This is a genomic window from Microcoleus sp., from assembly GCF_041354475.1.
In the GTDB taxonomy this organism is placed as follows: Bacteria; Cyanobacteriota; Cyanobacteriia; order Cyanobacteriales; family Microcoleaceae; genus Microcoleus.
The window spans coordinates 25833-33873 of sequence record NZ_JBGJZU010000069.1; the positions used below are offsets into that span (position 1 = coordinate 25833).

Sequence of the window (8041 nt, forward strand, 5' to 3'; positions counted from 1 at the left end):
GACAGACAACAGTCAACCCTTCGACTACGCTCAGGGCGGCGCAGTCAACTGACAACAGTCAACTGACAACAGTCAACTGAGTTTTGTATCAATGCACCCCGATCGCCCATCTGTAAAGCGCTAATATTAACTAAAGTTTAAGAATAATTAGCTTGTCTCAAATCCTGACTGCTTTAGATTTTCCAGCAAACGTCTGGAAGCTGAATAACGGGTTAACGGTCATTCACCAGCACCTGAAGGCTACACCTGTGGTCGCACTAGACGTGTGGGTAAAGGCGGGTGCAACGCTGGAGCCGGATTCGTGGTCGGGAATGGCTCACTTTTTAGAACATATGATATTTAAGGGGACTGACTCGATCGCCCCGGTCGAATTTGACCAAATAATCGAAAATCGTGGCGGTGTGACTAATGCAGCGACAAGTCACGACTACGCCCATTTTTATGTCACGGCGGCGGCAAGTTATTTAGCAGAAACTACTCAGCCACTAGCAGAATTGCTGCTGCGGGCTTCGATTCCAGATTCAGAATTCGATCGCGAGCGAGATGTGGTGCTAGAAGAAATCCGCCAAGCTCAAGACGATCCCGATTGGCTGGGTTTCCAAGCAATGATGGAAACAGTTTATCAGTGCCATCCCTACAGGCGATCGGTATTGGGCACAGAAGAGTTGCTGATGTCGCTAACACCTCACGAAATGCGCTGTTTCCATCGATCGCACTATCAACCAGAAAATATGACTGTGGTGATAGTTGGGGGAGTTGAGGAAGCACAGGCGATGGATTTGACTAGCCAAGCTTTCGGGGAGTTTTCCGACAGGTGGGAGTGTCCCAAGTTGGTAGCAGAAGCTGAACCGCCACTGGTAGAGATGCGCCGTCAGGAACTTTATCTTCCTAGATTGGAACAAGCACGGCTGATGATGGCTTGGACTGGGCCGGGAGTAGCACAATTGGAAAGTGCTTGTGGCTTGGATTTGCTGTCGGTGTTGCTCGCTGACGGGCGATCGTCTCGTTTAGTCAGGGAACTGCGGGAAGAACTACAATTGGTACAGGCGATCGAGAGCTCTTTTTCCTTACAACGGGAATCGAGTTTATTTACGATAAGTGCTGTGTTGGCGGCGGAAGATGTCGAAAGGGTGGAAAGTGTGATTTGCGATCGACTTTGGCAATTGCAGTCTGAGCTGGTTTCTGAGGTAGAATTGCTTCGCTGTAAGCGTTTGCTGTGCAACGATTTTGCTTTCTCCATCGAAACCCCAGCCCAACTGGCTGGTCTTTATGGGTATTACAATACGATCGCCAAAGCTGAATTAGCGATGAGCTATCCAACCAAAATTCAAGGATTCGAGCCATTAGACATCCAGCGTTTAGCTCGACAATATCTTTCTCCCAAACACTATGCGGCCGTGGTGCTAAAACCAATTTAGTCATTAGTCAGTAGTCAGTAGTCATTAGTCATTAGTCAGTTTCCCAATTCCCACTAAATTAAAAATGAAAAATGAAATCCACCGCACAGTTTTAGACAACGGTATCGTTGTCTTGGCAGCAGAAAACCCAGCCGCAGATATTATTGCAGCTAGGATATTCCTACGGGCGGGTAGTCGCTGGGTACAGCCGGAACAAGCTGGATTGTGTCACTTGCTGTCGGCGGTAATGACTAAAGGAACCGATCGCCTGTCTTCCCTAGAAATTGCCGAACGTGTAGAATCGGTGGGAGCGAGGTTGGGTACTGATGCAACTTCCGACTATTTTTTGGTGAGTTTGAAGACCGTTTCAGCCGACTTTACGGATATTTTGGAGTTGGCGAGTGAATTGATGCGATCGCCCACTTTTCCAGAAGCAGAAGTGGAACTAGAACGTCGCATTGCTATATCAGCAATTCGATCGCAAAAAGAACAACCATTTTCCATCGCGTTTGAGCAACTGCGGCAGACAATGTATCAGGATCATCCCTATGCTTTCTCTACCTTGGGCACGGAAGATACCATGTCCAACCTGACTCGAACCGATCTCCAAAAGTTTCACAAAACCTATTTCCGCCCGGATAATGTAGTCATTTCGATCGCCGGCAGAATATCCACAGCAGATGCGATCGCCCTAGTCGATCGCATTTTTGGCGACTGGAAAGCGCCAGCAACACCGCTACCCACTTTAACCTTACCCCCCATCATCCCCCACCCGAAATCGGCGTTGAAGCCCCAAGAAACCCAGCAATCAGTGGTGATGTTGGGCTACCTGGCCCCAGCAGTAAAAGATACTGGCTACGCAGCGCTGAAGTTGCTCAATAGTTATTTGGGAAATGGTTTGTCGAGTCGATTGTTTGTGGAATTGAGGGAAAAGCGAGGTTTGGCTTACGATGTTTCCTCGATGTATGCGACGCGGTTAGATGCGGCACAGTTTGTGGTGTATATGGGTACGGCCCCGGAAAATACACAGACTGCTTTTGATGGATTGCGTACAGAAGTCGATCGACTAGCAAATACCCAACTTGATGACGAGGAATTGCAAGCTTGTAAGAACAAAATCCTCGGTCAATATGCTTTAGGAAAACAGACTAATTCCCAAATTGCTCAAGTTGTAGGCTGGTACGAAACCTTGGGATTGGGAATTAAATTTGACGAAGAATTCCAAGCAGAAATTGCCCAGGTGACAGCTTCAGAAGCGCGGGATGCTGCTAGGAAATTTTTCGTAGAACCCTATGTTTCTTTGGTAGGCCCGGAGGCTGCGATTACAGAATTTGGGCTGGTGGCGGTTTGTTGATGAGGAAAAGTGCGATCGAACTTGTGAAAAGTTCGATCGATTCCATCCTGGGATAGAAATTAGTATTTATTTTTGGAAACGAGTCAACAGCCTTTTGACAGTCGCGATGGGGTGTCTGACTCTCCAGACTTGAAAGTTATCTAAGATAGGATTAGTGCCTGGTAGCTTGACCCAATCATCGCAGAGAATACCTTCAACCGGGTTGGGCACCCCTGGGCGGCACCACGCTGTCGGAACTACTACTATTTTCTGTGGGTGCGGGTTCAACCAAGCACCCCACCAGGAAAAAGTGGAATTAGTAATCACATTAGCTCGACATAGGGTCATTAAATAAAGCTGCTGAGGAGCATTCAGGTTATCTACAAAGATCAATTCATGCTCTTTAATGTCACGCAAAAATTCTCTGGCTAAATCTGGACGATCGGAAAACACAAGAATCGAACCTTTGGGTTCGATCGCACTTAAGGAATTCTTGTAAAAAGAAAGCGGGTAAAGCGGGAAATATTCTCTGGTATTGCCGTAGTCGGTATCGAGGCGGAGCGAAAAGCTAACACAATCCTTTTGCAAAATGTCGCCATAGAGCTTTTTTACCTCAGTGACAATCTCGTTCTTGAAAGTGTACCACTCACGTACAAGTTGCTTGTCTGAGTAATATTTTTCAGATTGAAAGAAACCTTGCATTTCAGTGTGGTCTCCTATTGAAAGCGCTGCCGGTGTAAAGCCCGCTTCAGGATGAGGGTCGAAATAATGAACAATCCCGGCGGGTGCGCTAGCACGCTCACCTTCGTCCTTCAGGTTGAAGATATCATCACCATCCCACTTAGGGCAAAAAAATTGAGTTCCCAGACGTCGTGCTGTTGTTCTCAGGAATGCGTATTGAAATAATTGATTGCCCAGTCTTCCGTAGTTTCCTAACTTAGAGAAAGAAATCATGAGATATTACCTATGGTTTAAGACAGCTTCCAGCAGGCGTACACTTTAATATTGTATAGCAAATCGCCTTCATTGTCTGAGCGATTGCTATACAATATTAGCTGCAAATTTAGCGCAGGTTTGTATTAGTAGTAACTAATTTATGGCTAAATTCAATCTCAAATTAACCCGAAATTAACTGCACTGATACTGCTAGCAGAAACTCCACTAAGAGCCGCTAAAGTTTCGCCCGTTTGCGCAATGCGGATGAAAGTTGCACCGCTATTTTGGACAATAGCCAATTGCGAAAAACTCAGCCCGCTACCCAATACTAACAAGTCTTTACCAACTTCAAAATCATCAATGGTGTCAATACCTGAATTGGTAGATAGCAAGAATTTATCATTGCCAGCACCACCTGTCAAAGTATCACTTCCCAAGCCGCCAGTCAACAAATCATCACCCTTACCGCCTAGCAGAATATCATTGCCATCGCCACCATTCAAAATGTCAGCACCGCGATTGCCAAACAAGGCATCATCACCACTATTTCCGAGCAAAGTATCGCTACCTTTACCGCCGAAAAGACTGTCATTTCCAGTACCACCATCGAGGGAATCATTGCCCTTCATGCCCATCAACACATTATTGGCGCTGTCACCAGTCAGAGTATCATCGCCATTTGTACCGTTAATGGCATTCTGGGAATTGCTGCCCAAATCCGCATCGCCAGTGATAATAGGAGTGGCAATTCCCACAGGCAATATCACTGCTTGAAGTCGGCTATCTAAAGCAGCACCAGTATTGTCAGTAACTACCTGGGCGATTGTCTTAGTTCCCGCACCAATCGCTTTGAAATCTTGAGTTGTTGGGCCCAAGGCTACTTGTTGGACGCGGGCAACTGCTTGAGGAATTGATGTTGTTGTGCTGGAGATGGCGCTATCAATGCGTTGATTGGCTGTTGCCATTACTGTCGCGGATTGCGAGGTAATTGGGGTAATTTTTTGACTGTTGAAACTGGGGTCAATCTGCTGGATTTTCGCGGCTGCTTGCTGAATGATGGGTTCTAAGGCTGCTGCGTTGCTGAGGTTTAAAATTGTACCTGATTGAATTTGGTTCGTGATTGAACTGACAACAGCTTTGACAATATTGGTATTGGCTGCACTGGAAGCACCGTCAATCAAAGCGGTTGTTTGGGTGATGAAGTTTTGGACTTTCACCATTGCTGCTAAGACTTGGACTCCCCCTGGCTGGTTGTTGTTGGTAGCTAAGATTGGATCTAAGCTAGTCAGGTCAACTTCAGCGGGGAGAGAAAGGGCTGCTTTGACTAAAGATTGGGCTTCTTCTAGGTCAATTCCTTTGTCGGTTAAGTCGGCGACTAAGCTGGTTAGGAGGGTGACAACACTAGAATCTGGTGGTGCGGTGACTGGTGTTTCTAGGGGTAATCCGGTGGCGGTGTCAGTGCCTCCTGTGGCTACTAGATTTCCTTCTGAGGGGTCGATTTCTCCGTTTTTGTTGGTGTCGAAAGTCTCGAAGGGGATGTAGAGATTAAAGCTACCGTCGCTGTTAGTTATAGTTGAGGGTTCGTTGGTATCTTTGATGCCGTTTTTGTTGGCATCGAGGAAGAGGGTTGCACCTGAAATGTAGCCGTCAATTGCGATGCCAGAAAGACCATTGCGGTACAGATGGAAAAAGTCTGTGGCAGTGGCACCAGCATTATCCGTTGCTGTCACCTCAATTGGCAAATAGAATAGTGAAGGGACATTCCCAGCATTCAAATCAACATTAAAGGTCAGTGTATTTGGGTCGAACTGAAGCCAATTGGGTGGAATGAAAGTGCGGGTATCGGGGTTGAAGGCCAACCAATCGAGAGGATTGGGTATGAAGGGGCCGACATTGGGTATGGGCTCTGGAATTATTGAGTAGGAGTAAGTGAGTTTGTCACCTGGATCGGGATCGGTAAACGTGTTGGAAGCAAGAGTCAAATTCAAGTCGGTGCGGAATTTGTTACGACCTTGACTCAATATAGGATTAGTTAAGACTGGCGGTTGGTTGGGGACTGCGACGGTGGTAAAAGTCCCTTCAGTGGCAAAAGGGGAACCTGCCCAAGCAGTGTCGATCGCCTGTACACTCCAGTAATAGGTCCCCGGAGACAAGTCTTTGAGTTGCCACTGGGTGTTTTGGTTGGCATTACCCAGCGCTACAACTTGCCGAGTGCCGTCATTGAGAGACATCGGGGCGAGAATATCACTGCCACCAGGTGTCGTGCCAACTCGTAGGTTGTAACTTAAACCATTAGCAGGAGTTTGAGCATCCGTTGCTTTGTTCCAGTTAAAAGTCACATTTCTACCAAAAGGTAAAGCTGATAGCTCTGTGGGTGCTGTGGGAGGAGTGTTCGCGATCGCAGTATTGCTGCGGTAAACTTGATTTCCCAGCAAAATATCCAATTTGCCGTCACTGTTATAGTCTCCCCAAGCTCCAAAACTCGCACCAGTCAGTCCAGCGTTGGGATCTTCGCTAAAGCCACTGCCAGTGTTGCGGTAAATTTGGCTGTAAAACTTGTTGTCCAATTCGCTGTTGAGCAAGATATCCAATTTGCCATCGTTGTCGTAGTCTCCCCAAGCTGCAAAACTGCCACCGGGCAATACGGCATTTGTGTCTTCGCTAAAGCGGTTGTTAGTGTTGCGGTAAACTTTGGCTATTTGCCCTGAAACGCTATCGCCGGCAAGCAAGATATCCAAATCGCCATCATTGTCATAGTCTCCCCAAGCAGCCGAACCATCAGAAACACCGGGCAAGACAGCAGTCGTATCTTCCGTAAACCCAGTGCCAGTATTGCGAAACAGCTTGGTTATTTTGCCTGAGACACTATTGCCCGTTAGCAGGAGATCGAGTTTGCCGTCTTTGTCATAGTCTCCCCATGCAGCCGAACTATTAGAAACGCGGGGGAGTTGGGCTGTAGTATCTGGCGTAAAACTGCTGCTGGTGTTGCGGTAAAGTATGCTGAAGTTTTGCTGGGTAGCATTAAGCAGATCGAGTTTGCCGTCATTGTTGTAGTCTGCCCATGCTTGGGAACTATCAGCGGAACTTGTCTGTTGGGAGTTGAATCCATCGCCGCCGTAGATTTTGAGAGGAGGTGGCTGCTGAATTCTGCCATTTCCTACTGTTTGTAACGCAAAATTTAGCTTGCCGTCATTATCGTAGTCTCCCCAAGATGCGGCAGAAGCTAAATCTAAACCTATACCACTGTCATCAGTAAATGTACTGCCTGTGTTCCGGTACAGCGAAGTGCGCGTGAAGTTATCGGCGCTACCGAAGTTGGTAAGTGACTTAAGACCCCCCGCAGCGATAAAATCCAGTTTCCCATCACCGTTGTAGTCTCCCCAAGGGCTAATTGCTCCGCCGTTGAAATTACTGGAGATTTCTGTATTGATTTTGCTGAAAGTGTAATTGCGTTCGAGATTGATGGCGCTGATATCTTGAGGAGCGACAAGTGAGTATCTGGGAGTTCCAGGGCTGCCGATCGCCAAATCGTCGTTGCTGATAGCCCGATCGAGGATAATTTTGTAGGGGCGATCGCCATCAAGTACATTATCGTTAACACCCTGGACTGTAACCGTCTGAGCTATATCCCAATTATCAGGAGTGAACTTCAGCGTCGATACAGAAACTGTTCCTTCTGCTGTGTTGTCACTCCTGATGGGGATGAAAACATCAGCAATAGGTTTGCGAGTGAGGACAACGCTGAAATTATCAGTTCCACCAGCTTCTGTGGTAGTCAATTGCTGTGTCGGCCCAACAATAATCCGAGGAAAATTTCGTTCGGGATTTGTCTCTAAATAAACAAACATATTGGTAAGACTGACATCAGAGGCATCAAGGCCTGAGTATTTGCTGTCAGTGCTGATCGCAGGGGCGGTAACGATTGTATAAGATCGGTTCGCATTAGCATTGATCACACCACCCTCTCCTCTTACCGTTACCTCCTGGGGTATATTCCAGTTTTGAGGTGTAAAGATAACTTCTGAAATGGACAGACTACCTTCTGCTTGAGTTTGAGGAGAAACCTTCAAACCGATAGTTACAGGAGCGATCGGCGGGCTATCGAGTTTGATGGTAAATTTGGCTTTGCCACCTGTTTTAGTGGTGATTAATCCGCTGGTAGGGGAGACGGTGATGCCAGCAGATGTGGGAGTTGGTGTCGGTGTGGGCGAATTTGGCGGTAGCGGTGTTCCCGTAGGCGTTGGAGTTGGCGTACCAGTTGTAGGCGTGGGAGTTGGTGTACCCGTTGTCGGTGTGGGAGTTGGCGTACCAGTTGTAGGCGTTGGAGTTGGTGTACCAGTTGTAGGCGTTGGAGTTGGTGTACCCGTTGTAGGCG

4 protein-coding genes are annotated in these 8041 nt (G+C 47.4%); 2 read left to right on the forward strand and 2 right to left on the reverse strand.

Features of this window, described 5'->3' with window-relative positions:
- Positions 1–152 precede the first annotated feature (152 nt).
- Together ACBR23_RS21865 and ACBR23_RS21870 are read left to right on the forward strand one after the other, a co-directional pair.
- Positions 153–1418, forward strand: a complete 1266-nt coding sequence (locus ACBR23_RS21865) for a M16 family metallopeptidase (protein WP_371113939.1) — start codon at positions 153–155, stop codon at positions 1416–1418.
- Between the two features lie 64 nt (positions 1419–1482).
- Positions 1483–2751 carry a M16 family metallopeptidase gene (locus ACBR23_RS21870; RefSeq protein ID WP_371120412.1) on the forward strand — a complete coding sequence of 423 codons (1269 nt, stop codon included), beginning with the start codon at positions 1483–1485 and terminating at the stop codon, positions 2749–2751.
- A gap of 66 nt (positions 2752–2817) precedes the next feature.
- On the opposite strand, the gene ACBR23_RS21875 is transcribed toward ACBR23_RS21870, so the two are convergent.
- Entirely contained in the window at positions 2818–3684 is an 867-nt protein-coding gene (locus tag ACBR23_RS21875) for an alpha-1,2-fucosyltransferase (RefSeq protein ID WP_341737017.1), read from the reverse strand.
- A gap of 158 nt (positions 3685–3842) precedes the next feature.
- On the reverse strand, positions 3843–8041 hold a 4199-nt coding region (locus ACBR23_RS21880; RefSeq protein ID WP_371125681.1), incomplete at its 5' end, for an FG-GAP-like repeat-containing protein.